Origin of the sequence: Thermomonospora umbrina, assembly GCF_003386555.1 — a bacterium.
GTDB lineage: Bacteria > Actinomycetota > Actinomycetes > Streptosporangiales > Streptosporangiaceae > Thermomonospora > Thermomonospora umbrina.
Window position 1 is genome coordinate 1658959 of record NZ_QTTT01000001.1, and the last position, 24538, is coordinate 1683496.

16 protein-coding genes and 1 pseudogene are annotated in these 24538 nt (G+C 72.1%); 4 read left to right on the forward strand and 13 right to left on the reverse strand.

Annotated features, from left to right (window positions below):
* Positions 1-735: 735 nt before the first annotated feature.
* From DFJ69_RS07165 to DFJ69_RS07175, 3 genes are all read left to right on the forward strand, one after another.
* Positions 736-1251, forward strand: coding sequence for an FHA domain-containing protein (locus tag DFJ69_RS07165; protein ID WP_116021753.1), 516 nt, complete (start codon positions 736-738; stop codon positions 1249-1251).
* Positions 1252-1529: 278 nt separating this feature from the next.
* Positions 1530-1958, forward strand: a complete 429-nt coding sequence (locus DFJ69_RS07170; RefSeq protein ID WP_116021754.1) for a DUF4282 domain-containing protein — start codon at positions 1530-1532, stop codon at positions 1956-1958.
* Between the two features lie 175 nt (positions 1959-2133).
* Complete coding sequence (locus tag DFJ69_RS07175) at positions 2134-3558, forward strand: hypothetical protein (protein ID WP_116021755.1); 1425 nt, start codon at positions 2134-2136, stop codon at positions 3556-3558.
* A 63-nt stretch (positions 3559-3621) separates the two neighbouring features.
* On the opposite strand, the gene typA is transcribed toward DFJ69_RS07175, so the two are convergent.
* The 8 genes from typA to DFJ69_RS35370 all read right to left on the reverse strand — a co-directional run bounded on the left by typA (position 3622) and on the right by DFJ69_RS35370 (position 17106).
* On the reverse strand, positions 3622-5475 hold the full coding sequence (gene typA, locus DFJ69_RS07180) for a translational GTPase TypA (protein ID WP_116021756.1): 1854 nt from the start codon (positions 5473-5475) through the stop codon (positions 3622-3624).
* A 373-nt stretch (positions 5476-5848) separates the two neighbouring features.
* A complete protein-coding gene (locus DFJ69_RS07185; protein ID WP_245974099.1) occupies positions 5849-6286 on the reverse strand; it encodes a (deoxy)nucleoside triphosphate pyrophosphohydrolase in 438 nt (145 codons plus the stop codon).
* Positions 6283-6834, reverse strand: coding sequence for a MarR family winged helix-turn-helix transcriptional regulator (locus DFJ69_RS07190; RefSeq protein ID WP_116026458.1), 552 nt, complete (start codon positions 6832-6834; stop codon positions 6283-6285). The genes DFJ69_RS07185 and DFJ69_RS07190 overlap by 4 nt, the downstream gene beginning before the upstream one ends.
* 699 nt (positions 6835-7533) lie before the next feature.
* Complete coding sequence (locus DFJ69_RS07195) at positions 7534-8583, reverse strand: C40 family peptidase (RefSeq protein WP_116021758.1); 1050 nt, start codon at positions 8581-8583, stop codon at positions 7534-7536.
* A gap of 136 nt (positions 8584-8719) precedes the next feature.
* Positions 8720-9364: a hypothetical protein gene (locus tag DFJ69_RS07200; protein WP_116021759.1), complete on the reverse strand. Its 645-nt coding sequence runs from the start codon at positions 9362-9364 to the stop codon at positions 8720-8722.
* Positions 9364-11991: a type IV secretion system protein gene (locus tag DFJ69_RS36105; protein ID WP_281275823.1), complete on the reverse strand. Its 2628-nt coding sequence runs from the start codon at positions 11989-11991 to the stop codon at positions 9364-9366. Before DFJ69_RS36105 ends, DFJ69_RS07200 begins: the two co-directional genes overlap by 1 nt.
* Positions 11992-12287: 296 nt before the next feature.
* Positions 12288-14753 (reverse strand): ATP-binding protein, encoded by a 2466-nt coding sequence (locus tag DFJ69_RS07210; RefSeq protein ID WP_116021761.1) that lies wholly within the window; start codon positions 14751-14753, stop codon positions 12288-12290.
* A gap of 1285 nt (positions 14754-16038) precedes the next feature.
* On the reverse strand, positions 16039-17106 hold the full coding sequence (locus tag DFJ69_RS35370; protein ID WP_245974101.1) for a MinD/ParA family ATP-binding protein: 1068 nt from the start codon (positions 17104-17106) through the stop codon (positions 16039-16041).
* A gap of 2365 nt (positions 17107-19471) precedes the next feature.
* Here DFJ69_RS35370 and DFJ69_RS35375 point away from each other — a divergent pair.
* Positions 19472-19885 carry a hypothetical protein gene (locus DFJ69_RS35375; RefSeq protein ID WP_245974815.1) on the forward strand — a complete coding sequence of 138 codons (414 nt, stop codon included), beginning with the start codon at positions 19472-19474 and terminating at the stop codon, positions 19883-19885.
* A gap of 341 nt (positions 19886-20226) precedes the next feature.
* Here DFJ69_RS35375 and DFJ69_RS36430 read toward each other — a convergent pair.
* From DFJ69_RS36430 to DFJ69_RS07235, 5 genes and pseudogenes are all read right to left on the reverse strand, one after another.
* A pseudogene (locus DFJ69_RS36430) lies at positions 20227-20520 on the reverse strand (conjugal transfer protein); the annotation flags it as partial.
* Between the two features lie 88 nt (positions 20521-20608).
* Positions 20609-20890 (reverse strand): hypothetical protein, encoded by a 282-nt coding sequence (locus DFJ69_RS07220; RefSeq protein ID WP_116021763.1) that lies wholly within the window; start codon positions 20888-20890, stop codon positions 20609-20611.
* Positions 20891-20962: 72 nt separating this feature from the next.
* The gene (locus DFJ69_RS07225) at positions 20963-22015 is read right to left on the reverse strand and encodes a conjugal transfer protein (RefSeq protein WP_116021764.1); all 1053 of its coding nucleotides are present in this window, start codon (positions 22013-22015) and stop codon (positions 20963-20965) included.
* A 287-nt stretch (positions 22016-22302) separates the two neighbouring features.
* On the reverse strand, positions 22303-23394 hold the full coding sequence (ychF, locus tag DFJ69_RS07230; protein WP_116021765.1) for a redox-regulated ATPase YchF: 1092 nt from the start codon (positions 23392-23394) through the stop codon (positions 22303-22305).
* Positions 23395-23441: 47 nt separating this feature from the next.
* On the reverse strand, positions 23442-24455 hold the full coding sequence (locus DFJ69_RS07235; protein ID WP_116021766.1) for an alpha/beta hydrolase: 1014 nt from the start codon (positions 24453-24455) through the stop codon (positions 23442-23444).
* Positions 24456-24538 lie beyond the last annotated feature (83 nt).

Consider the following 24538-nt stretch of genomic DNA (forward strand, 5'->3'; position numbering starts at 1 on the left):
CCCGGCCACGGCCCCGGCGGCCACGACTGGCCCCCCGCCCAGGGAGGCCAGGGCGCAGGCGGTCAAGACTGGCCCCCCGCACAAGGCGGACAAGGCGCAGGCCAAGAGTGGCCCCCGGCCCAAGCCGGACAGGGTCCCGGCCACAACCATCAGCCCACCCAGGGCGCCCCGGGCCCGAACCACCAGCCGGCCCACGGCCAAGGCGCAGGCCACGACTGGCCCCCCGCACAAGGCGCACAAGGCGGAGCCCAGGACTGGCCCCCGGCCCAGGGCGCACAAGGTGGAGCCGGTCAGGACTGGCCCCCCGCGCAAGGCGCACAAGGCGCAGGCCAAGACTGGCCCCCGGCTCAGGGAGGCCAGGGTGCCGGTCAGGACTGGCCGCCTGCCCAAGGCGGACAAGGTGCCGGACAGGACTGGCCCCCCGCACAAGGCGGACAAGGTGCCGGACAGGACTGGCCCCCCGCACAAGGCGGACAAGGTGCCGGACAGGACTGGCCCCCCGCACAAGGCGGACAAGGTGCCGGACAGGACTGGCCCCCCGCACAAGGCGGACAAGGTGCCGGACAGGACTGGCCCCCCGCACAAGGCGGACAAGGTGCAGGCGGACAGGGCGCAGGCCAAGACTGGCCCCCCGCGGCCGCCCCGACGCCCGGGCCCGACTGGCCGTCCGGTCAGGGCGGCCGGCAGGCTCCCCACCAGCACGCGCCGCACCAGCACGGACCGGCGGATCACCCGATGCCATCGCCCGGCCACCAGCACGGCGGCCGGCCGCCGACTCCGCCGCCGTACGGGCGGGAGGCGACGCTGCTGCCCCCCGAGGAGGCCCAGCGGCGGCAGCCACCCAGCGACAGCACGGCGTTCATGTGCCCGCACTGCGAGCACGTGCTGGGCAATCCGGCCGCCGCGCAGTGCGACAACTGCCTGCGTCCGCTGCGCCAACAGGCGCCCGCCCTGCGCCTGGTGTTCCCGAACGGGGAGCTGAAGGTGTCGGTCGGCCAGCACCTGGTGCTCGGGCGCGACGCCGGTCAGTCCCCCGTCGCGAACACGTTCACCCAGTACGACAACGTGTCCCGACGTCACTCGACGGTCTGGCTCGACCCGTCCGGGACGGCCTGGGTACGGGACGAGGGCTCCACCAACGGGACCTTCGTCAACGGCGAGCGCCTGCCGCGCGGGGTCGAGGCCCCGCTGCGCGACGGCGACCAGCTACGGCTGGCCGCCGACGTCACCGGGACCGTCCAACTCACCTGACCGGCATAGGACCGGCGCCGGACCGTACGGCAACGGCCGGCGGGGACCACCGCTCCATGCCCACGCGCCGACCGGGTCGCCCACCGGCGTCCCGGTCGGGCGCATGTCACTCCGTCGGTGCCCCTCGTTCACCTTTCCGTCGTCATCGTCACGCCTCACCAACATTCCGGCCAGAGTGCGCATTCTGACCGGGACACTGCCACATCGGTCCGGTATGGTCTGGCGTCGCACACACCCCGCGCGCGCAAGGCACGACACGTACAGTCAGGAGTTCACCGATGGGTACCCCCTACGGCCCGGGCCCGGGTCAGCCTGGTGGCTGGCAGCAGCAGCCCCAGCCCTACCCTCCGCAGCCCGCCTACCGGCCGCCCGCGGGTCCGCGCTACGACAACGACAAGGGCTTCTTCGGCTCGCTGTTCGACTTCAGCTTCGACAACTTCGTGGCGCCGAAGCTGATCAAGTTCCTCTTCGTGGTGAACCTGATCCTGATCTCGCTGTTCGCGATCATCTATGTGATCGCCGGGTTCGCCTTCATGGCCTCGGGCACCGACAGCGGCGCGGTGGGCGGTCTGATCATCATCATCATCGCGCCCATCGCCTGGTTCCTCGGCGTCATGGCCACCCGGGTGTGGCTGGAGCTGCTGATCGTCATGTTCAAGATCAGCGAGGACATCAAGGACATCCGCGACAGCCGCACGCTGGCCTGATCGCGGGACTCCCCACGGACGGCCCCGGGCACAGCCCCCCGGGGCCGTCGCCGTTCCCGCACCGGATGACCGGAGACGGGTGAGAACGACCGATAACGGCCGGAATCGACTGACCGCGCCGATCGTACGGCGATAGACTCCCGCCACCACCGTCGGCGATCAAGAAGGTCCTCCGTTGCGCCGCACCCTCGGCATGTCCATCGCGCTCGTCCTCGCCCTCGTCGGGACCCTGCTGTCCCCGCCGGCCCACGCGGCGGCCGACCCGATCCCGGTGAAGATCACCCTTGGCGTCGACCGGACGACCGTCGACCCCGCGAACCCGACCGTCACGCTCACCGGGAACGTCATGGCGGAGCCGCCGGGCGAGACGCCCCGCCCGCTGGCCGGCTGGACGGTCACGTTCCGCGCCCATCCCGAAGATCCCGCCATCCCCGACGCGGTCACCGACGACGGCGGGAAGTTCAGCGCGACCCACGCGCCCCGCCACGGCCCCGCGTCGATCCGCGCCGAGGTCGCCCCGTCCGGCGAGTACGCGGGCGCCGCCGCCTCCACACCCGAGATCGCCGTCGCACGGGTGCGGACCCGGATGGACATCAGCGCCGACCGCAGCCGCGTCGACCAGGGCAAGCCGGTCGACCTCAAGGGACTCGTGGAGTGGGAGTCGCCGTCCACCAGGCTCTGGGAGCCCCTCGCCGGCGCGCGCGTTTCGCTCGATCTGCAGCACCGCTGCGACGCCGCGCCCCTGACCGCCAAGACATGGACGAACGACAAGGGCGAGTACAGCGTCCCTGCCCATCCGGTGTGCGACATCACGGTCAGCGGCACCGCCGTGCACGACGGCGGCTTCTACCTCACGACACCCACGGCGAAGTTGCCGGCCCCGGTGACCGTTCGCCCGGCCGTCAACCTCACGCTGTCCGCCGCGATGGACGCGCACGGCATGGTCACGGTGTCCGGTGCCATGAACCCGCGCCAGGCCGGGGTCACCAGGCGGTACGGCGGCCAGGAGGTGCTGATCGAGTACTCCTACGAGGCCGGCGGGCCCTGGCGTAGGCACAAGGCCGTACGTCTCGACGCCGCCAACAAGTTCAACACGCGCTTCACCGTCGGGCGCTCCGGTCACTGGCGGGCGCGGTACGTGGGCGGCCCCCAGGCGATGCCGGCGACCAGCCCCGTCCGCAGGACCCTCCGCTGGGGCACGCGGATGAGCGACATCACCGTCTCCCCGACCCGGGTCCGCACCGACCGCCCGGTCACGGTGCGCGGGCGGCTGACCCGCTTCTACAACCGGCAGCAGCCCAAGCCGACCGCGTTCCCCAACCAGCGCGTCCGGATCATCTTCCGCTTCAAGGGGAAGAAGACCTGGTACCACCTGGGCTGGACGACGACCGGCCAGGCCGGCTACTTCGCCACGAAGGTGCCCGCCTACGGGGACGGCTTCGTCGCCGCGGCCTTCTACGGCAGTAAGGACACCTGGGCCGTCGGCTCCCCCAATCAGGTCTTCGTCGACACCTACGGGCCCGGCCTGAGCTCCGTACTCGGCTCGGGCGACGTCGTGGCCCCGCCGCCGCCGTCCGCAATGGCGGACCCGACCTCCTGAGCACAGACGGCAGAACGGCCCCGCAGTCCGAGACTGCGGGGCCGTTCCGTTGCGCGGGGAGGGTCAGCTCGAACGCTTGGCGCGGGCGCGGGTGCGCTCACGCTCCTTGGAGTCCAGCACGACCTTGCGGATGCGGATCGCGCCGGGGGTGACCTCGACGCACTCGTCCTCGCGGATGAACTCCAGCGCCTCCTCCAGGGAGAGGATGCGCGGCGGGGTGAGCCGCTCCAGCTCGTCTCCGGTGGACGAGCGCATGTTGGTGAGCTTCTTCTCCTTGGTGATGTTGACGTCCATGTCGTCGGCCCGCGAGTTCTCGCCGACGATCATGCCCTCGTACACCTCGGTGGTGGGACCGACGAAGAAGGTGCCGCGCTCCTGCAGGTTGGTGATGGCGAACGAGGTCGCCGCGCCATTCCGGTCGGCGACCAGCGAGCCGGACGGACGGGTGCGCAGCTCGCCGAACCACGGCTCGTACGCCTCGAACACGTGGTGCGCCATGCCGGTGCCGCGGGTGTCGGTGAGGAACTCGGTCCGGAAGCCGATCAGGCCGCGCGCCGGGACCAGGAACTCCATCCGCACCCAGCCGGTGCCGTGGTTGGACATCTGCTCCATGCGCCCCTTGCGGACCGCCAGGAGCTGGGTGACCGCGCCGAGGTGCTCCTCGGGGATGTCGACGGTGAGCCGCTCGACCGGCTCGTGCTTCTTGCCGTCGATCTCGCGGGTGACGACCTGCGGCTTGCCGACGGTCAGCTCGTAGCCCTCGCGGCGCATGTTCTCCACCAGGATGGCCAGCGCCAGCTCGCCGCGGCCCTGCACCTCCCAGGTGTCCGGGCGTTCGGTGGGGAGCACCCGTACGGAGACGTTGCCGACCAGTTCACGCTCGAGCCGGTCCTTGACCATCCGGGCGGTGACCTTGGTGCCCTTCTCGCGGCCGGCCATCGGGCTGGTGTTGGTGCCCAACGTCATCGAGATGGCGGGCTCGTCCACCGTGATGGTCGCCAGCGGGATCGGGTCGTCGGGGTCGGCGAGGGTGTCGCCGATCATGATGTCCGGGATGCCGGCGATGGCGACGATGTCACCGGGGCCGGCCTCGTCGGCGGGCTTGCGCTCCAGCGCCTCGGTCATCAGCAGCTCGGTGATCTTGACGCGCTCGATCCCGCCGTCCTGGCGGCACCAGGCGACCTGCTGGCCCTTCTTCAGGGTGCCCCCGTGGATGCGGCACAGCGCGATCCGGCCCAGGAAGTTGGACGCGTCCAGGTTGGTGACGTGCGCCTGGAGCGGGGTGTCCGGGTCGTAGGTGGGGGCCGGGATGGTCTCCAGGATGGTGCTGAAGAGCGGCTCCAGGTCCTCGCTGTCGGGCATCCCGCCGTTGGCCGGCTTGGTCAGCGACGCGCGCCCGGCCCGGCCCGAGGCGAACACGATCGGGAACTCGATCTGGTCCTCGGCGGCGTCCAGGTCCATGAACAGCTCGTACGTCTCGTCCACGACCTCGTCGATCCGGGCGTCCGGACGGTCGGTCTTGTTGACCACCAGGATCACCGGCAGCTTCGCGGCCAGCGCCTTGCGCAGCACGAAACGGGTCTGCGGCAGCGGCCCCTCGCTGGCGTCGACCAGCAGCACCACCCCGTCCACCATGGACAGCCCGCGCTCCACCTCGCCGCCGAAGTCGGCGTGGCCCGGGGTGTCGATGATGTTGATCGTCATCCCGTTGCGGCGGATCGCGGTGTTCTTGGCGAGGATGGTGATGCCCTTTTCGCGCTCCAGGTCGTTGGAGTCCATGACGCGGTCGTCCACGTCCTGGTTGGCACGGAACGCGCCGGACTGCCAGAGCATCGCGTCGACCAGCGTGGTCTTGCCGTGGTCGACATGAGCAACGATCGCGACGTTACGAAGGTCGTCGCGGGTGGAAAGGGGCATGCGTACTCGCCTCGGGGTCTGGGTGATGGAGCCGCCGCAGACGGGGCGCGGCACGGACGATTCTACGGGGCCGCCGGGGGCGGCACTTACCACAGAAGGTGCGGAGCGGATCACCTTCGCCGGGGGCGGATCTCCTTCGACGCCCCACAGGCGCTCAACGTCCCGCCACCGATCATTATTCCGCGCCGTGGGCGCGACGGCGCCACGGGAGACCGGCGACCACTGCGTGTCCTTCGGGGAAACGGCGGGTTCTCGACGCGGTCGGGGCCCATACGCGCAGGTAGGAGGGGATAGGGGACGGTACGGTCGGTGCGCCGTCGGCGGGATCGGGACCTTACCTGGAGGCCATGACTTCGTGGCCGCCCTGGGGGTCTCAGCCGAGGTGCTCGCGCAGGACGTCGACGACGGGCAGGTCCCCGGGCAGCCAGTCGACCTCGTACAGATCGCCGAGCCCCAGCCAGCGCAGCGCCAGATGCTCCAGGGCGGCGGGCTCACCTTCGAGGATCTCCGCGGTCCAGACCCGCAGCACGCTGCCCTCGTCGCTCAGCGGCCAGTCCTCGCCGATCCGCTCGTTCAGCCGGATCTTGACACCCAGCTCCTCATGGCACTCGCGGACCAGCGCGTCCTCGTCCGACTCGCCCAAGTCGACCTTGCCCCCGGGCAGCTCCCAACCGCCCGCCAACCGCGGCGGCTCCGACCGCTGCGCGGCCAACAGGCGACCGTCCCGGATGATCGCGGCTCCGACCACGACGATGATGACGACCACCCCGTTCCGACCCGGCCCGCGCCCGCCGCGGACGATCGCCATCATCTCGCGTCGGGCCCGCCACCGTCGCGCCCGGCCCCTCGTTCGGGGGAGTACGCGCCGGAAAGCCCACGGTGGAGGCCCTCCGGGGATGCGGGACCCGCTCGCGGGAAGTCACCCGGGAACGCGAGGCGGCTCAGCGCCGCCAACAGCGCCCGCCGGTCCGGCACACCCGAGAAGTAGACGTCCTCGGCCTCCCGAACGACCCTCATGGCGCGCTCGGCGAGCCTCCGCCCGTCCTCGGTGATGGTCAGCACCCGCTTACGGGCGTCCCGAGGGTCGACGGCCCGCCGCAGCAGCGCCTTCCCCTCCAGAACCCGCACCACCTGGCTCGTCATCATCACGTCGGCGCTGGTCTGATCCGCCAACTCCCGCTGGCTGGGATGACGCCCCTGGGCGTCGAACCGCCACAGGCCCTCCAGGAGAACGAACTGCACGTAGGTCAACTCCAGCGGCTTGAGGGCCATGCCGACCTCCCGCTGCCACCCCAACGTGGCCCGCCACAGCAGGAACCCGGGACTGACCCCGGGCCCCCCGTGCGCCCCCGCACTCACCACCACGCTCCAGGCTCCGGCACTTCCGGCACAGCCAACCTGCCCCTCGGAGGCCCCGGGGAATCCGCCCCCACCCCCACCCGCCTTAACGACCGCTCCCCGCCGCACCCCTTACCTGCGGGGTTCATCGGCCCCCGGCTTCGGGACCCAGGGATGCACAGTTGCAGCATCACGAACCTGCGGCTCTGCGGTCCGCGCGTTCGTGAGCCGTTCGCAGCTTCGGTGCGCGCCCGGCGCACCAGAATCGGGGTGGGTCGGCCGGCCAGCAAGGGCACACCCGCAGGCTTGACCCGCAGATGCACACCGGCAGCGTCGTCGCCCGCAACCTCGCGGCACGCAGCTCCGCGCCCCACAGAATCGCGCCACGCAGGTCCACGCCCGCAACCTCGCGGCCCACAGGTCCACGCCCCACAGGATCGCGGCCCACAGGTCCACGCCCGCAACCTCGCGACCCGCAGGTCCACGCCCAGAGGATCGCGACCCGCAGGTCCACGCCCACAGGATGGCGGCCGGCGGGTGCGCCTTCCGCAGCTTCGCGGCACGCAGGCGCACGCCGCAGCATCGCAGCAGACGCACGCCCCAGCATCACGGCACGCACGCCCACAGGGATGACGGCACGCTGATGCATCCCCCCGCAGCATCGTGGACCGTGGGTTCGTGGGCCCCTGCTGGTTCGGTGTGCGGCCGGAGGCGGGTGGGTCAGCCGGAGCGGAGCCTTTCGAGTTCCTTCTTGAGCTCCGGCTTGGCGAGGGGGCGGGTGACCCCGACCCAGTCCGAGCGGTCGTAGCTCTGGACGCCGATGTTCGGGCTGCAGGTGGAGCAGCGGGCGGCGATCATCTTGCCCTTGGCGATGACCATGCCGACATGGCCCGGGGCGGCCGCCGAGGTGCCGGGGCCGGAGTTGAAGAAGACGAGGTCGCCGGGGACCTCGGTGCCCTTGGGGACCTTCACGCCGAAGGGCCATTGGCCCCATGTGGACGGGGGGATGGTGAGACCGACCGACTTGTAGGCCGCCTCCAGGAGACTGGAGCAGTCCCAGGCGTCGGGGCCGTTGGCGCCGAACACGTACCGCTTCCCGCGTTGCGCCATCGCGAAGTCGATGATGCGCTGGATGGCCTCATCGGCGTTCTCGGGGAGGCCCTCGGTGTCCGAGCAGATCGGGCCGTCGGCCTGGACGATGGTGAAGTCGCCGCCTCCGTAGCGCTTGGACCAGGACAGCACCAGGTCCACGTAGTCCCACGAATGGTTGTACATGTAGAGCGCGGTGCGCATGCGTTCCGGTGCGCCATTGTGCTTGAGGTAGCGGGCCGCGGAGGGGATGGCGTCTTCGGGGTCGTACCGGCTCTTCTTCCCGTCCTTGTTGCCGTCCACGGCGAACGCCTTGAAGGTCGGCTCCAGGAACTGCATGGGTCCGCCCGCGCCAGCGTAGTTCTCCCCGGAGGAGACGCCCGGGAGGGTGGACGTTCCGTGGCTGGTCTCGACCTTGCCGATACCGGCGAGGACGTTCCAGGGGAGTTTGTAGTCCTGTCCCGCCTTCTTGTAGAGCTTCAGGTAGTCGCCGGGGATGGACTTGGCATCGGCGGCCTCGCCCGGCTGGTCGGACGCGCCGCCGGTGTTGACGCACGAGCCTCCCGCGCCGCCGCCGTACATGAACTGGCCCGCTCCGAGGAAGACGGGCATGACCATCAGGGTCATGAAGAGGACTCCGACCGCGGCGACGGCCGCGGCGATCAGCAGACGTCGTCTCATTTCGCCTCACCCATCTCCACCCGGGGCACCGTTCCCATGGCGTGCGCTCGTCCCGTGCACCTTGTGAGGTCCGTGCGGTGGACTTCGCTTCGTTCGTGTCGTACGACGGGAGTCCCGTGGGGGCGGGCGCACGCGCTCATCCGGTGTCACCCGCCTGGGCGTCACTGGCGAGTTCGATGGAGTACACCCGGAGGGCGGCGCCGTCCCTGGCGATGGTCACCGCGAACTGCTTCTTCTCCTGGGTGGTCCGGCCGGACTCGGTGACCTCGCGGTGACCGGTGACCAGGAAGATGATGGAGTTCTCGGCGATGTCCCTGACCCGGTCGAGCGTGGCGCTGCCCTGTGCGACCGTCTGGCCCGCGCGGCGTTCCTCGATCAGGCCCGGCGAGGACTCGGCCCGCGCGATCTCCTGGCCGAGCTCGGGGGTGACCATGGGCGTGAGCCGGTCGACATAGACTTGGGGGTCCTCGTCGTACCGGTACGTGCCGTAGGTCGCGACGAACCGCTGGGCCAGCGCCGCCGCCGCCGCGAAGTCACGGCGCGGGAACGGCAGCAACCGGTAGATGTCGAAGTTCTCCGGCGTGATGGTCGACTCGATGCCGGGCGCCGACACCGAGGGAACGGGCGGCCCCGGCGCGGCCGCCGTCGACCGGTCGGCCGGGGAGCCCGCCGGGTCGGCGGTGTCGGCGGGGTCGGCCACCGTCAGGTAGAGACCGATCGCGGCCAGCACCACCGCCAGCCCCGCGAACAGCAGTTTGCGCCGGCGATCCGAGAGCTCCATCAGTCCTCTCGCTCACTCGCACCTTCAGCGGGACGCAACCAGAACGGGAGCGGCGGATCCTGTTCGGCGGCCCGCTTGCCCCACAGCGGCGGCGGGGCCTTCCGCCCCGAACCGTGTCCGCCGCCCTCGCCGCCCGCCCGGGGCTTCGGCACCCCGGACGCCGAATCGGACGAGCCTCCGCCTCCGCCGCCACCACCGGACGACCCGCCGGAGCCGCCTGCCCCTCGGGATCCGCCGGAGCCTCCGGACCTGCCAGAACCGCCTGCACCGGCAGGACCCTCTGCACCGCGAGAGCCGCCACCGAACCAACTGCGGCCCCCACCCGAACGGCCACCCGAGCCGCCTCCTGACGCACCGGCCGAGGAGCCGCCGCCCGAGGAGCCGCCGCTCGACGGACCACCGGACGAACCTGAGGCGCCGCCGGCACCGCCCGAACCGCCGGACGAGGAACCACCCGACGAGCCGGACGCGCCGCCGCCCGACCGGCGAGAGCCGCCGCCCGAGGAAACGCCTTCCGAACCGCCACCGGAGGAGCCGCCGAACCCTCGGCCTCCGCCACCGGGGGGACGGCTCCCGGACGACCGGCCGGCGCCCGCGGTCACGCCTCCGCCGCCGGTCCGTTCGCCGGCCGCGGCCCGACCGCCATCGCGCTGTGGACTGCCGCCACCTCCGGACGCCGCGCCGCCTCCACCGTCGGATGCGCCTCCCGAGCCGCCGCCGGAGCCCCGGCCGCCGACCCACGATGTGGGCTTGGCGACCCCAGCGCCGGTCCCGGACGACGCTCCCCCGGCTGCGGGTTCGTCGGCGCCGACATTGCCACCCGACCCCGCACCGCCACCGGTGGTGACGGCGGCCAGGCCGCCGGACCGTGTCGAATCGCCCGCGCCCCTGCCCCGAGTGGACAGGTTCAGCGGCGGGGCGCTGCTCCGCGACCGCCCCGAGCCCGCCGCGGCGGCCGCGCCTCCCAGCCGGTTCCTGCCGGCGACGGCACCCGCGGTATCGGCCCCGCCGCCGTCGGCCGTCGCCAATCCCCCACGTCGCTCCGCCGCGGCGACACCGCCCGAGGCGGAGTCGCCCAGCGCCGCGGACTCGGCGGGGTCACGCTTGGCCCACCGCGCCAGCCGGTACCCGGCCGCCCCCGGCATCACGGCGGTGGCCGCGCCCACGGTGCTCTTGCGCGCCTCGGCGACGGACTTGTTGAGTTGCGCCTCGCTCTTGTCCCGCGAACCGACCGCCGAGTAGCCCACGGCGGAGAACAGGTGCTGGAACGGCTTGCGGTAGACGAAGGCCGCGAACGTCACCAGGGAGATCAGCAGGATCTGCAGGCCCCAGGGAAGCCCTTCACCAAGGATCAGCCCATAGGCCCACAACAACAGGGAAAGCACTCCGATGAGTGCCGCCTGTTTGAGCAGCATGGACAGCAGCAGTTCCAGCCAGCGGATCGCGATCACCCGTCCGATGCCGGGATGGATGCCGATCCCGAGGAAGATCGGCCCTGCCACCAGCAACAACAGGAAGGCGATCTTCACCACGATCAAGGCGATCGCGATGACCAGCACCAGGAGCCCCGCGACCGTGGCGGCGAACAGCGCGCCGAAGGCCACCGCCAGTCTGCTGTTCCAGTTCTTGCCCTGGAACATCGGGTAAGCGCCCGGATGGTTCTCCTTGATGTTCTTGGAGACCTCCTTGTATGCGTCGGCCTTCTTGCTGAGTTCGAGTTTCTGGCCGCCGTGCGCCTCGGAGAGATCCACCGCCTGTGCCCACAGGAGCTTGTCGGCGTTGTCCTTGACGATCTTGGCGTTGGGATCGGCGGTGCCGAACTCGCCCATCAACCAGGGTTTGCACACCAGCGCCACCCACAACCCGTTCGCGTTGCGGGTGGTCGCGTCCACGTCGGGCGAGGCCAGCGGATTCTTCCCGGTGGGCGAGGGAATGCAGGTGGTGCCCTTGTTGTCGGCCTGGGGAAGCGCGGCGTTGAACGCCGCGCCGGTCGCCTCGGACACCTTCGTGCCCAACGTGGTGAAGTCCGCCGGACGGGCCACCAGCCAGATGAGCGCCACCATCGCGGCCACCATCCAGATGGTGCCCTCGGTGACCTTGCTCGCCCGTTTGCGGACCAGCCCCCACCAGGCCAGCCAGATCGCGCCCAGGATGACCACCCACGACCAGTAGCGGGCGTTGAAGGTCTTGCCCATGTCGCTGATGACGTCATCGACGGTGTTCTTCAGCCAGCCCAGCAACGACTCCGACGCCGCGGCCTGATAGACGGTGATCGTCGTCCGGTCCATCACCCGCACCAGCGTGAACGTGGTGTTGGCCAGGGCGTTGCCCATCATGTTCATGGCGTCCGAGCAGCCCATGTCGACCGCGTACCAGAACTGCCCGACGGTCCCGTACCTGTCGTAGTAGGTCTGGTTCTCCGCAGGCGTCCGCCTGAGCTTCTCGCTCGGATAATCGGGAGGTTTGATCATCCCCTCGGGCCCGGACCCGTACATCTCCGGGGATGGGTTGTCCGGCGGACGGCACGGGTCGCTGCCGAACGGTCCGGCGGCGGCAGGGGCGACCGGGCTCAGCATGAACAGCATCAACACCGCCAGCAGCACCCCCGTCCGCCGGCCCCGCCGCACGCGCCGGACCGGCCGAGACCGGCGCCCCATGCGGCGCAGGGAGACGCCGTCGTCCGGCGACCGCTGAAGGCGCGCAGCGGACGACCGGCGCAACCCGCCACCCGCCGACACGCGAAGCGCAGGCGACCAGGGCGACGACACCCGCGAGCGCAGGCCCGCGAGCGACCGCCGCGGCCAGGGCGACGACGCGGGCGCGCGCCGGGCAGGTCCGCCCGTACCGGCCGGGGGCCGGGCGCGGTCGGTCGCGCCCGCCGGCCGAACGCGGCTCCGCCACGACCCGTTCATGGGCAGACCTCCTAGAGCTTGAGGGGGGACGACGGGCGAGATCGGGTCGGGTTGGTGTCGAGCCAGCGCAGCAGTTCCTCGGAGACGAGGTCCACCCCGATCCGACCGGCACGCCCGTCCAGGTCACGGAAGACACACTCGCCGTTGCCGAGGTTGCGCAGCACGGCCTTGTGCTCCTCGGAGGGCTCCACACCCAGCAGCGACATCACGTTGCCGACCTCGTGCCGTTCGGAGGAACGGAACGAGAAGACCGACGACAGGCAGTTGGTCACCTGTTCATTCAAGAGGTCCCCGGCGTTCTGGGAGACCAGAATCAACGCGGTGTTGCGGGAACGGCCCATCCGCGACACCTCCGGAACCAGTTTGGCCCCCTCGGGTGTCGAGGTGATGGCCCACGCCTCGTCGAGGAAGATGGCCTTGGGCAGCCGGCGGTCCAGCCCGTGCATCAGCCGCCGGGCGAACTGCGACACCAGGTACATCAGCGCGACCGACAGCCGCTGCTCGTAGGAGTAGTCCTCGCGGGAGATGGCCACGTCAGGCAGGGTGAGCCCGCCCAGCGTGAACACGGTCGTCCAGCCGGCCGTGTCGATGCGCTCGCCGCCGGACGGGTCGAAGCACAGCCGGGCCAGCCGCATCTCCGACATCGACCGGAGCACCGCGCCGAGGTTCTTGGAGGCCGGGTCGTCGGAGGCCTCCAGATGGTCGACCACCCGGCCCAGCGACGGCCGTTCGGCGTTGGCCACCGCGCCGACCGCCTGGATCATCGCGGACTCGCGTTCCTCCGACATGCGCGGCAGCAGCAGCCGCAGCGTCTCGGTGGCCATGGTCTTCTTGGCGGCCAGGTCGTCGCCGAAGGAGAACGGGTCCAGCAGCCCGGGCGCCGCCGACCCGAGCGGGAGGATCCGAGCCTTGCGGCCGCGCGCCTGCAGCAGCTCGACCAGCGACTCGGCGTCGCCCTTGGGGTCGATGGCGGCGATCGTCACGCCGCGCAGCGCCATCTGGTAGATCAGCAGCAGCGCCAGGGTGGTCTTGCCGCCGCCGGGCTCGCCGGTGATCGCCACGGCGGTCGGCCGGTTGCGGGCCGCCGCCACCAGCGGGTCGAAGTGCACGATCGAACGGGCCCGGCCCAGCGTCTCGCCGATGTAGGGGCCGACCCAGCCGCCGCCCGTGTCGTCCTGCCGGTCGCCGAGGTCGACGGTGGCCACCGGCATCCCGCCCGCGATGGTGCGCAGCGGCTGGCGCTGGGCGTACGCGTTGAGCCGGATCCGGTCGCCCGGCAGCGACTCCAGGAACAGCGAGAACTGGTCGCCGGTGGAGTTCACGACGTCGATGCCGATGTCGCGGTAGTGCTCCACGACCGCGTCCACCCGCTGCGCCAGCATCTCCTCGGTGGGCCCGGTGACGATCAGCCGATGCCAGCCGTACACGAACGGCAGCCGCTCCTTGGTGATGCCGTGCTCCAGCATCCGGGCGGCGTCGATCTGCTCGGCCAGCGCCAGCGGCGCCTCGGCACCGGCCTCGCGGATGTGCTGGTCCATGTCGCGGGCGTGCGCGAGCTTGCGGGACACGTCCTTGGACGCCTTGGCGGGCGGGATCAGCTTCATCCGGGAGCTGATCTCCACCGGGAACGGCAGCGCGTCGGCGTAGTGCAGCCAGGGCTCACCGTCCGGGAACGGCATCACGTCGGGGAACCGGGCGAAGCTCAGGTACGCCACGAACGAGGACGCGATCGCGCCGCCGCTGCCGTTGGTGCCGGGCTGCTCCATCCGCAGGTACGAGCGGCCGTTGTGGATGGCGCCCTCGACGAGCGCGTCGATCTCCCCGGCGCCCCAGGTGCGGCGCGGCACCGACGACGGCGGCGGGTCGGCCAGCGACGCCGTCACCGCGTGCTGGAACAGCCAGGCCACCTCGGTCGAGGTCGCGTGCCGCGCGTACAGGGCCGACCCGCCCAGCGCCCGGCCGACCCGCTCGGACTGCTCGGTCCAGCGGGCGATCTCCCGCTTGTCGATGGCGTCGTCCTCGATGCCGAGCGCCTGCTCGCTGCGCTTGTAGAAGCCGAGCAACTGCGCCAGGACCCCGCCCGACAACTGCGCCCCCACACCCCGGGGGCCCAGCCGTACGCCCAGGTAGACCTCCTTGGTCCAGAACTCCTGCTCCCAGACGTGGCCGTACATCTCCTCCAGGTAGTCGTGCCACCCGCTGCCGCCGTCGGACGTCCGGTCCAGCCCGCGCGCCCAGTCGGCCGCCGGGTACATCCGGTGCCCGATCCGCAGGTGGATCTCCGCGTCCTGCATCCGGATCCCGGCGAGCGCGATGGTGACGTTGGTGGCCAGCGCCTCCCGCTCCTCGCCGGTGGTGAACTCGTACGACACCGTCGGCAGCCGGAAGTACGCCCAGGCCCCCTGGTCGGTCAGCAGGATCCGGTCGTCGAAGTACCGCACCGCCAGGCGGCTGGAGCGTGTCTTGGCTTTGCTCATCTCATCCGCTCCGCTCGCGCCCCGCGCCCTGCCGGCCGCGCCCCACTCCGCCCGCCGACCGGGACACGCTCACCGCACCCCACCCGCCGCGCCTCCTCGACCACCCGCCGTCCGGGCCGCTCCCCGCCGCACCGACCGCTCGACTCCCACGCGTGTGGCCCCTCCACAGGCTCCCCCGCCCTTTCCCGAACGCAATCTCGCCCGAACGCCACATCCCTCAAGCGCCGACGGACAGCCCCAACATTCTTCTGGGCATCGACGGCGGAATCCTGCCCCAACGCGAACAACATCTCGCCCCGAGACCGCGCACTCACCACACGCACACCCCGCCCCACGCCCCCACCCCGGGCCACCGACCCACCGCCCACCGAACGCACCCTCACCACGCCACCGCCGGACCACCCATCCCCTAGGCCCACGCCGGCGTCCCCACCACCACCCGGAAACCCCCACCGACGACCCACCGAACCGAGGCGCACCACGAAGCCCGCCACCGCGTCGACCCGCCCACTGATCCCACACGCTGACGAACGGCCCCCGAGCACGCCACCCGTCAACGCATCCACCCCGCCCCGAAACCGCGAGACCCCACACGAACGGACACCCAACACGTCACCTCGCCGTGCCCCACATTCCCCACACGACCGCTGCCGGTCCACGGACGAACGGCCACTGCACACGCCACCTCGTCGCGCAGCACAGCCCCCACAGAACCGCGGGCGGCTTACAGACGAACCGTCATTGCACAAGACACTCACCGCGGCACCACAGCCCCGAGAGAACCGCAGGGCCGCGCGCGCGGACGGCCGGGCGCCGGCCGCAGCGCTCGCCGTGGCCCCGCAACCGCTCCCAAACCACGGCGGGCGCACGGACGGTCGGGCATCGCGCACGGAGTCCACCGTGCTGCCCCAGCTCGGTTGAAGCCACGGCGGGCCTGAGCGTCTCCGAACACCGAACACAGCGCTGCAGTCCCCACGAGACCAGGGCCGGCCCATGGAAAAACGGATACCGAATGCGGCGTCCAACTCGCCACCACAGCCCCGGCAGAACGGCAGAGACGCGCGCGTACGCGGACGGGCGCGGAAGGCGGTGCTCAGCGTGGCACCGCGCCGACTTCCGAAAGGCACCGGACGCATGGGCGGGAGGACGTCGAGGACGACCCCTCGGCGCGTGTCACAGCAGCCCCATGACCATGGCGCATGCAGGGACGGACAGGTGCCGATCCCGTTGGGAGGTGAGGTGTCGAGCCGATGGGGGTGTGATCGAGGAAGCGGTGGCAGGGAGGTCACCTGGACGCCTCCCGGTGTTCCTCCAGGTCGTCCTGCTGTTCGGCATAGCGTTCCGGCAGTTCGGTGAAGCCGCCTGCGACGACGCCGGCGAGGGCCAGGTAGGCGCGGCGGGTGGGCGAGCGGAGCGACTTGAGCTCGTTGCGCGGGGCCCGATCCATGCTGAGGTGGTCGTCCCACGGGATCCGGACCAGGGCGCGGCAGCGGCCACGGGCGACGGCCTCGGCCTGCTCGACGTCGTCCATGCTGCGGCGGCTGACGCCGTTGATGACGGTGACGGCGCGGGAGCGCAGTTCGTCGTAGCCGTGGCCGTCCAGCCACTCGAAGGTCATGGCCACCGCGCGGGGCGCGTCCGAGCTGGCCGGGGCGACCAGCACGATCTGGTCCGCGTGGGGCAGCACCCGTGCCACCACGGCGGCGGCGGCGTCCAACAGGGTGATGGAGTAGAAGCGGTCGATGGTCCGGACGGCCAGCGCGTAGTCCCGGTCGTCGAGCGCCTGCAGCGGGTTCTTGCCCGCGGCGATCACGTCGAGGCCGGACTTGGCCTGCGAGGTGTAGCGGCGCATCGCGGTGAGCGTCGTGACCTGGTCCGCCCGGGTGATCAGGCCGGTGAGCGTCTCGTGGGTGTCGCTGCGGCTGCGCCGGGCCAGCGCGCCCGGCCCCGGATTGACGTCGACGGCGACGACCGGCTCACCGCAGTACTGCGCGAACGTGTGCCCGAGCATCAAGGCGGTGACGGTCTGCCCGGCGCCGCCCGTACAACCGAGCACCACGATGTGCCGAGAACCCTGGAACGGACGTTGCAGCCGCTCCTCGTACTCCTCGTCGAGATGGCTGTGCCCACCGCCGACGGCCTGGATCAGCCGGCGCAGCCCACCGCCCGGCGCGGCCTCCTGCTCGGGGTCGGGCGGGGTGATCGCCGGTCCGGTGCTCTGAGGCGGCGAGGGCGGCGGAGGCAACGGACGCGGCCGTACGGGCGACGCCGGTCCCGACCGCATCTCCCGCGCCGGCGCGGGCGGCGGCGCCTCATGCCCGGAACGCCCCTCCTCGGATTCCGCCCCCTCCACACGCGCCTCGTCGGGCCGCCCCCGCTCCGAGACCTCGGGACGGCCGGGCCCCATGGGTCCTCGCTGCCCAGGAGGCACCGGCGCGGGAGGAGCACCCCCCACTCGTCCCCCGGCCACGAAGCCTTCGTCCCCACGCCCCTCGAACGGCCGCCCATCCTGCGGCGCACCCGCCGCACCTTGAGAGGAACGCCCTCCACCAGACGAACGCCCCTCACCCGGCCAACCACGAGAAGGCCGCCCCTCGCCGGAGCCACCGACGCCCGGACGCCCGTCCCCGGCATCACTAACGGACGGGTGACCACCACTCGGCCGACCCGAGACCGGCCGCCCCTCACCAGACCCGCCGATCGACGCGCCACCCTCACCCGACCCACCGACGAACGAACCACCGCTCGACCAGCCGGACGGACGTCCCTCGCCCGGCCGTGCGGCACCGCGCTCGCCAGAACCACCGCCCAACGAACGACCCTCGCCAGAATCACCCGCCGAAGCGCCGCTTTCACCCGACCCGCCGACGGACGAACGACCACCCCTCGACCAGCCCGCCGACGATCGACCCTCGCCGGAACCAGCGGCGGACGAACCGCGCTCGCCGGAACCACCCGCCGAAGCGCCACCCTCGACCGCACCATCATCAGACGAACGACCCCCGCCTGAACCGCCCATGGACGAACGGCCCCCGCTCGACCAACCCGGAGACGGACGACCCTCACCAGGATCGGCGGCCGGTGGGTGGTGACCCTCGCCCGACCGGGTCGCAGGCGAACGGCCCCCGCTCGACCACCCTGGAGACGGACGACCTTCACCAGGATCGGCGGCCGGTGGGCGGTGACCCTCGCCCGACCGGGCGGCGGTCGATCGGCCTCCACTGGACCGCCCCTGGGACGGACGTCCCTCACCAGGATCGGCGGCCGGTGGGCGATGACCCTCGCCCGACCGGGCCGCAGGCGAACGGCCCCCGCTCGACCGACCCAAGGACGGGCCGGCCTCGGCGGGGTCGCCGGTTGGTGGGTGGGCGTCGCCTGGGGCGTCGGCGGGCGGGGGGGTGCCGGGGGTTGGGCGGGTTCTGCTCAGCCAGCCGGGGGAGGGACGGGCTTCGCCGGGCGCGTGGGGCGGACGGGCTTCGGGGCGTGGGTGGTCGCCGCGTGTTCTGGCGCCGGACGTGTGTCCGGGGGTGTCGGGAGAGGAAGGGTCCGCGAGGGGCACGCCGGTCGGGGGTGTGACGGTGGAACCGTCCTGGGCGGCGGGAATGCCCGGGACCTGTGCTGGTGCGGACGGGCCTGGTTCGTTCGCGCGAACGCCGGGGGGCGGGGCGGCGGTCCTGCCGGGGCCCTGCTGGGGGTCGTCGGGCCGTGCCTGTCTTTCCCCGGGGCCCGGAACAGGGGGCCACACCAGTGCGTCGGTCGTCGCGGCGCGCAGGGGGCGGGACAGTCCCTCGCGCCAGGGCTTCGAGGGGCCCTTCGGCCTGTTCGCTTCGGCCTCTTCGGCCTCGGTGGTCTCCGGAGGGCCGTCGTCCAAGGGTGCGTTCTCGGGGCTTGCGGGCACCGGCGTGGTGCCGGCGTCCCGACCGGGGGCAGGCGGTCGGGCCGAGCCGAAGGCTCCGGGGACCTGGGGAATGTCGACGGCCGTCGTGGCGGGAGAGCGTGGGATGTCGGGCTGCGTCGTCTGCGCGCGAGCGGCCTCGGTCGGTCGGGGCTGCTCCTCGGTGTCCGCCTCGGACGCCGCCGCTGGATGCGGGTCGCGCGGCTCATCCTCGTCGGCGGATCCGGGCGTTGACGGGGACACGGGCTCCGTACGAACACGTTCGGCGGCGGATCCAGACCTTGACGGTGGCCCGGGCTCTGTAGGGACGGAGCCCTGTTGTGGGATGTCCGGAGCGGTCGTGGAAGCGGGGCGCACCGGTCGCGGGGGGACGCTCCGGGACGCCGGCTCCTCGTCGGAGGGCGCGTGCGCCGCCTGCAGCGGGATGTCGGGGGAGGTCACGGAGCTCGGCCGCACCGCACCCGGCGGTGCGTCCGCAGAGGCCCCGGGCTCGCGACGGGCCTGCTCGGTGTCGTCCGGTGAGGTCGCCCGGCGGGACGGGCCGCCCTCGGGCGGGCCGACGGCACCGGGGCGGCGACCCGGTCGCGAGACGTTCGGAACGGATTCCGGGCTGGGGCGTTGCGTGGCGGGGCCGCCGGCCTGGTGGGCTGCGGGCTCGTCGCGTTCGGGCTGCGGCTCCGGTGAAGGGCCCTGTCGCGGGACATGCGGAAGGGCGCGCGACACGGAGGCGACGTTCGGCTGCTGCGGGCTGTCAGAGGCCGTGGCGGGGGCCGGGCGCGCCGAAGGTGTCGGGGCGTCGTCGGAGGACGAAGAGGAGGAGGCCGTGGAGCCCTCAGGGGCGGGCGGCGGGTTGGCTCCCCAGAACTGGGCGGCCTCGCCGGGGCGCTTGATGCCGGAGGCCAGGGCGCGTTTGCCGGAGCCGGAGGTACGGGCCGGCGGGACCTCGAGGCGTGGGGTGGCCGGCGGGGGCTCGGCGGCCTCGCGCGGACGCGTCGAGGAGCCCGAGGGCGTGCCGGTCGCGGGCGGCGGCGGGGAGTCGGACTCGTGGGAGATGTTGCGCGGCGTGGTCGGACGCCAGGGCTTGGCGGCACGGCGCCGGGCGTCGTCGGAGGGCTCCTGTCGGCCCGACGGGCGGTCGGAGGCGGCTCGGCCGATCGGGGGCCGCGAAGGTGGCGGCGCCAGCGGCTGGGCGGGGGGAAGCGCGGGGGTCGAGGCGAAGGGCACGACCGCCCTGTGACCCCGGGAGGTCCTGCGAGGGGCGTTGTCCGCAGTGGCCGAGCCGGTGGCTCTGGTGGCCCCGCCTCCGGCGACCGCCGCCTCCGACGCGGCGGAACCCGTGGCCCGAGCCGTATCGCCGTGCGCGGCACCGAGGGCGGACCGGTCGGTGACCCGGGGCTCGGCCTCAGCCGGCACTGCGGCGGTCACCCCGACCGTCGCGCCGGCGGCCTGCCGGTGCGCGCGCAGGGCGGCGCGTTCGGGGGCCACGGCAGGGGCGGGCAGGTCGGCGTGGCGGCGCCAGACGCGGGCCGCGATGACGACCTCGCGGGGCTCGCGGATCGGGGTCAGCCGGCACCAGGTCCGGGGCTCGGACAGGTAGCGGGTCTGGGAGAGCAGCAGCTCGGTCAGCCGCTTGCCCTCGATCACCGGACGGGTGCCGAGCCAGGTGAGGACGCCGGGGGGGACGATGTAGACGACGTGCCAGGGCGTCTCCAACGGCACCCCGATCACCACGAGCAGCAGGACCCAGGGAACGAACACGCCGACGAACACGCCGATCTGAACGAGCGGCAGTGGCATCGGGAGCCGCAGGTCGTACAGCTTGTACAACCGCTTCTCGATGCGCCATATGTTCGTGTACGTGGGTAGATCCACGCCCCTACTCCCCTAACTGTGACGAACACAGCGCTGTCGCCGGCCCCTCACGAGAGCCCGCTCCGGTGTCCGCCTCGCGGCGGTCTCGTCAGTTCAGGTCGACCCCCAGGGCTCGGGCGATCGCCTTGGCCGTGGTCTCGATGATGTTGGGCACATAGAAGATGATGCCGATTCCGATCGCCAGGACGATGAATTGGACGAAACGGGTGATCTCCCGAGTGAACAGGAAAAAGATCGCCACAATGGACACGATGACGAGGAACAGCGGGCCGAAGATCTGGCGGAGCCAGTCGGCCAGTTGGTCGGTCTGCAGATCGTCCGGCTGAGCCAGAATCTGGTCGGAGATCGACGCCATGGTGAGCAGCAGCATCGACTGTCTACCTCTCTGGTTCGGCGGGATCGCGGGGGGCGGTGCCCCGGGGGTCGCTCACGTCGGGGCCTTTCATGATCCGGTGGGCCGGCCGGCCCCCTGGATGGATCTCACGTACCAGGTCCCGTCCTTCTTCACCACGGTGAGCTCATAGGTCTGCTCCAGCTTGGCCTCCTGCCCGGCGCCGTTCGACCCGGGGAGCGCCCAGGTGACGGTGACCGTGACGGTACGCCGATCGGCCGGGCCGCGGGGGGCGACCACCTCGAGCAGCCCGTCGAACGTCAGGGAACGGCCCAGCCCGGTGATGGCGGCGCCGTCGGTGAACCGGGTCAGCGAGGGGATGTCGCTCGCGGCGTACGCGGGGAAGAAGCCGCCGAGGACGGAGGAGAGCTCCGTCTCGAGCGGGGTGTCACGTTCCCCGACGCCGGTCTGCGGCGGCCGCGCCCGCCCGGGCGGCGGAAGGAACGCCGGACGGGCCGAGACGACCATCGCGCCGTCCTTGGCGTACACGGGGACGGCCAGCGACAGCCACCGGTCGCCGCTGCGGGCCAGCAGCGTGACGATCCCGTTGGTGTCGTCGCGCGCCTCGACACCCGCCACGTGGACGGAGTCGATCTGCAGCGTGCCGGTCTCGTTCCACCCGAACTGGCCGACCGTGCCCTCGGGCAGGAACGGCTCGAGCCGGCGCGCGCGGTCGGGGCCGGTCTGCGGGTCGAGGTGGAGGTAGACGTTGCCGAACTGGAGGGCGAACGCCGACGCGGCGCCGGTCGGGAAGGCCGAGCGGCGGGGCTCGACGGAGGTGCCGGGGGAGCCGCCGTCCTCGGCGGTGAGGCGATCGAAGGGGGCGCGCACGCCGTTGACCACGATGACGATGATGAGCGCCCACAGCACGGCGCGGCCCACCCAGATCCACCAGCGACCGCCGGAGCCCGCCCAGCGACCGCCGCCCCCGCCGCCCCGACCGGAACGCCCCGACCGGCCGGCACGACCCTTGCGGGAGCCGCCGGCGGGCACGGGGTCGTCGAGGGCGTCCAGGGGGGACCCGCCGACCACGGCGTCCTCGTGGACGGCCGTGCCCGTGCCGTGTCCCACGGCCTGGTCCCGCGCCAACGCTCGCCGAGCCATCGCGCCTCCGCTCGCGCCTGCCCCGGCCGGCGCGGTCATCTGCCTGTCTGGACGTCTGGACGTCGGGTCGGCCGGGGCCGTTTCAAAGCCCGTTCAGCCTAACCTCGGCCCAGCCTAACCACGGAAGTCAATTCTTCCAGCGCATCACGGTGCAGCACACCCCCGGCACGCGGTTGTGGATAACCGATGCATCATGTGCCGGAACGGTGAAGATGACCGAACGGCGACGATGCGCCATGCCGGACCGAAACCGGTCGCGCTTCCGAACGAATGGCCAATTGCCCAGGTCAGACGTTGAATCGGAACTCGACGACGTCACCGTCGCGCATCACGTAGTCCTTGCCCTCCATCCGGACCCTTCCGGCGGTCCGGGCGGCGGCCATGGATCCCGCCTCGACCAGGTCATCGAACGACACGACCTCGGCCTTGATGAATCCGCGCTGGAAGTCGGTGTGGATGACCCCGGCGGCCTCCGGCGCGGTGGCGCCCTTGCGGATCGTCCAGGCGCGGGCCTCCTTGGGCCCGGCGGTCAGGTAGGTCTGCAGCCCGAGCGTGTCGAACCCCACCCGGACGAGCTGGGCGAGCCCGGATTCCTGCTGGCCCATGCCCTGCAGCAGCTCCAGCGCCTCGTCGTCGGGCAGCTCGATCAGCTCCTGCTCGATCTTGGCGTCCAGGAAGATCGCCTCGGCGGGGGCCACCAGTTCGCTCAGTCGGCCGCGCAACGCCTCGTCGCCGAGCTCGTCCTCGTCCAGGTTGAACAGGTACAGGAACGGCTTGGCGGTCAGCAGTTGCAGCTCGCGCAGCAGCTCCGGATCGATGCCCGCCGGGCCCGCGCCGGCGAACAGGGTGGTGCCGCCGTCGAGGACCTTCTGCGCGGCCACCACGGCGTCCACGACGGCGAGGCCGTCGCGGTCCTTCTTGGTGCGCGCCTCCTTCTCCAGGCGCGGCAGGGCCTTCTCGATGGTCTGCAGGTCGGCGAGGATCAGCTCGGTGTTGATCGTCTCGATGTCCCGCAGCGGCGCGACCTCGCCGTCCACATGGGTCACGTCGGGGTCCTCGAACACCCGGATGACCTGGCAGATCGCGTTGGTCTCCCGGATGTTGGCCAGGAACTTGTTGCCCAGCCCCTGCCCCTCGTACGCGCCGCGCACGATGCCCGCGATGTCCACGAACTCCATGGTCGCGGGCAGGATCTTCGCCGAGCCGAAGATCCGGGCGAGCTCCTCCAGCCGCGGATCGGGCACCCCGACCACGCCCACGTTGGGCTCGATCGTGGCGAACGGATAGTTGGCGGCCAACGCGTCGTTCTTGGTCAGCGCGTTGAAGAGGGTGGACTTGCCGACGTTGGGCAGCCCGACGATTCCAATGGAGAGACTCACGCCACGCGAGTCTATGGGCTACCGGGGCCCTCCCGAAGCCGAGGGGGTCACGCCTCCACCCGACGCAGGAAGTCGGCCATGTGCCGGAAGGCGGCCTTGCCCTCCGGGATGAAGTCGGAGAACACCGGCCAGACGTGGACCAGGCCCTCCCACTCCTGGTGGACGACCTCGACCCCGGCGGCGCGCGCCCGGGCGGCCGCCTCCCGCGAGTCGTCGCGGAGGATCTCCGAGGTGCTGGCCATGAACAGCATCGGCGGCAACCCCGACAGGTCTCCGCGCACCGGCGAGAGCAGCAGGTCGTCGTCGTCCTTGTCCCGGCAGAAGCCGCGTCCCAGCCAGGCGAGCCTGCTCCCGGGGATGAGCCTGTCGCTGCGCCGGTTGAGGGTGTGTGACTCCGCGGTGCACATGAGGTCCACCCAGGGGGAGATGAGTATGGCGGCACTGGGGAGGGGCTTCTCCTGCCGCTTGAGCGCCTGCAGCAGCGCGAGGGTCAGATGGCCGCCGGCGGAGTCGCCGCCCACCACGATGTCCCGCGCCCGGTATCCGCGCTTGAGCAGGAAGTCGTACGCCTCCATCGCGTCGTCGAGCGCGTCGGCGGGCGTGTGCTGCGGGGCGAGCCGGTAGTCGAGCGCGAGCACCGGGCGGCCGGTCGCGGCCGACAGCCGCCAACCGAACGGACGGTAGAGGCGAGGTCCGCCGAAGAAGTAGCCGCCGCCGTGCAGGTAAAGGAGGACCTTGCGCTCGTCGGGCGCGCCCGCCCGGACCCATTCGGTCCCGCCGCCGGGGCGGCCGAGGTCCTCGCGGCTGCGGACGACGCCGGCGGGCACGGCCTGCAGCCGGCCCAGTCGTTCGGTGAGCCGCTGGATCAGCAGCAGCCCGGTGTCGCCGCCGGGCCCCCACTCCCAGACCGACCGGCCGAAGACGCGGATGACGCCGCCGGCGATGCGGGCGGCCGGCGTGGGTCGGCCGCCGGGCTCCAGCGCGAGCACCTTCGCTAGACGCCGCTCCGTTCGGGTCGCGGTGTCGGGTGCGGGAGCGTCTGCAGGGGTCTTGGCAGCCATCGCCGCCACCTCCGGGTCCGTTCGGGGGCCGGGGCATGTCCGTCCGGTACGGAATGTCCGATCAGCACCACTTAGTGAACGGT

Bases quoted from the DNA above. Each gene is read 5' to 3' on its own strand.
- DFJ69_RS07210 (WP_116021761.1), bottom strand. From the start codon at position 14,753: ATGAGCAAAGCCAAGACACGCTCCAGCCGCCTGGCGGTGCGGTACTTC.
- DFJ69_RS07200 (WP_116021759.1), bottom strand. From the start codon at position 9,364: ATGGAGCTCTCGGATCGCCGGCGCAAACTGCTGTTCGCGGGGCTGGCG.
- typA (WP_116021756.1), bottom strand. From the start codon at position 5,475: ATGCCCCTTTCCACCCGCGACGACCTTCGTAACGTCGCGATCGTTGCT.
- DFJ69_RS07225 (WP_116021764.1), bottom strand. From the start codon at position 22,015: ATGGCTCGGCGAGCGTTGGCGCGGGACCAGGCCGTGGGACACGGCACG.
- DFJ69_RS07185 (WP_245974099.1), bottom strand. From the start codon at position 6,286: ATGATGGCGATCGTCCGCGGCGGGCGCGGGCCGGGTCGGAACGGGGTG.
- DFJ69_RS07220 (WP_116021763.1), bottom strand. From the start codon at position 20,890: ATGCTGCTGCTCACCATGGCGTCGATCTCCGACCAGATTCTGGCTCAG.
- DFJ69_RS07165 (WP_116021753.1), top strand. From the start codon at position 736: ATGCCATCGCCCGGCCACCAGCACGGCGGCCGGCCGCCGACTCCGCCG.
- DFJ69_RS07170 (WP_116021754.1), top strand. From the start codon at position 1,530: ATGGGTACCCCCTACGGCCCGGGCCCGGGTCAGCCTGGTGGCTGGCAG.
- DFJ69_RS07235 (WP_116021766.1), bottom strand. From the start codon at position 24,455: ATGGCTGCCAAGACCCCTGCAGACGCTCCCGCACCCGACACCGCGACC.
- DFJ69_RS07195 (WP_116021758.1), bottom strand. From the start codon at position 8,583: ATGAGACGACGTCTGCTGATCGCCGCGGCCGTCGCCGCGGTCGGAGTC.